Origin of the sequence: Flavobacterium sp. GSP27 (assembly GCF_003970395.1) — a bacterium.
GTDB lineage: Bacteria > Bacteroidota > Bacteroidia > Flavobacteriales > Flavobacteriaceae > Flavobacterium.
On record NZ_RYDP01000028.1, the window covers coordinates 1 to 1,602 of the forward strand.

Annotated in this window: 1 protein-coding gene; it reads right to left on the bottom strand. The window is 33.2% G+C overall.

Annotated features, from left to right (window positions below; genetic code table 11):
• Positions 1–42: 42 nt before the first annotated feature.
• Positions 43–1,491: an IS1182 family transposase gene (locus EKM05_RS14295; RefSeq protein ID WP_126556379.1), complete on the bottom strand. Its 1,449-nt coding sequence runs from the start codon at positions 1,489–1,491 to the stop codon at positions 43–45.
• Positions 1,492–1,602: the final 111 nt, after the last annotated feature.

Consider the following 1,602-nt stretch of genomic DNA (forward strand, 5'->3'; position numbering starts at 1 on the left):
TATAGGCTCATTGAGTGTACTGCGCATGTAGCTTTGATTTTCCTACATTAATTTGAGTATTCTTTTTAAGTTGACTGTGAATATTGCTATTGCACCTTGCATTTGCATATTAGTAATACCGTATGATATTGCTCTATCATAACCGTGTACATTTTTTAACTCGCTATTTTTGGCTTCTATCTTGTATCGATGTTTTGCTTTTTCTTTGTAATATTCTGTTTCTTGAAAAGCCATTTGGTCTTGATGCAATTCTGATTTTATGGATACCGAATACGTTTTTGTTTTGGCTCCATCTTTGTAACAACCTTCTTTTAAAGGGCAAGACTTGCATTTTTCGACATCAAAATAGTAAGTATCTACTTGATTTGTTCCGACATTTTTGGCTCCTTGACGTGCTTTTCGTATTGCCAAATGTCCTGCTGGACAAACAAACCTATCGGCATCTTTATTGTAATCAAATTTATCTTCATCTTTTCTAAATCCTTGTGTTATCGATGGATTTAGTCTCGCTACTACTTTAATATTTTGTTCACTTGTGATTTTAAGGTTTTCTTTTCCAGAATAAGCCGCATCGCCAATAATAGCCTCTACATCAATTCCGTTTTCTTGACTAATCTCTAAAAGTTTAGGTAATTCTGGGCCATCGCCTTTTTCTCCAGATGTAACTACAGCTGCAGTAATGATGCGCTCTTCGGTCATAGCCAAATGAGTCTTATAGCCAAAGAAGGAACTCTCGGCAGATTTATGACCTATTTTTGCATCGGTATCTTTTGATAGGATTAAATTTTCTTGAGTATCTTCTACAGTTTCTTTTAACAGGTTTAATTTTTCTTTCACAGCAGGTATTGAACTTATAGATGGCTCATTTTCTATACGTTTTTCTAACTCTTTGCAATAAGCCAGTTCCTTCTCTAAATCATTGTCGGTATTTTTTTGAGGCATACGTTCTTTGAATTGGTCGTCAAAGGTGTATACTGTTTTTCGAAGCAGTTTTGAACGCTCTCTCAATACTTCGATTGCTGAAAATGGATTGGATCTTGATAAAGTATGTGTGGCATCAACAATAATAGACTTAGAACGGATGATACCTTTTTCAATAGCAATGATTACCGTTTTGTTTATCAACAGATTTAATAAATCGGTGTCTTTCAAACGTAGTTTTCTAAATTTTGTCAACGAACTAGAATTGATAACATCGTCTTCTGGATTCATATCCAAAAAATATTTAAAGGACATATCGTAACGCGAACGTTCCACTACATCAACATCGGAAACGGTGTAAATTGTTTTAAGAAGCAAATACTTGAACATACGAACGGGACTTTCTGCCATACGTCCATTATTGGTGCAGTATTTATTTAACAATTCATTGTAAATAAAGGAAAAATCTATTAAATCATTGATTTTTCTCAAAATATTATCCTTTGGAATAATTAAATCATATAACGAAGAATGTTCACTGAACTGTATTAATTGCTGTTGTGCTAACATCTAAAAGCCTTTTGGGTACCATTAAAAATACGAAAAAAGGAGCAAAAAACTATAGTTTTCTACTCCTTTTTATTAACAATTAATTTTTAAAAAGACTTTTTCAGTGCCCTC

Bases quoted from the DNA above. Each gene is read 5' to 3' on its own strand.
- EKM05_RS14295 (WP_126556379.1), bottom strand. From the start codon at position 1,491: ATGTTAGCACAACAGCAATTAATACAGTTCAGTGAACATTCTTCGTTA.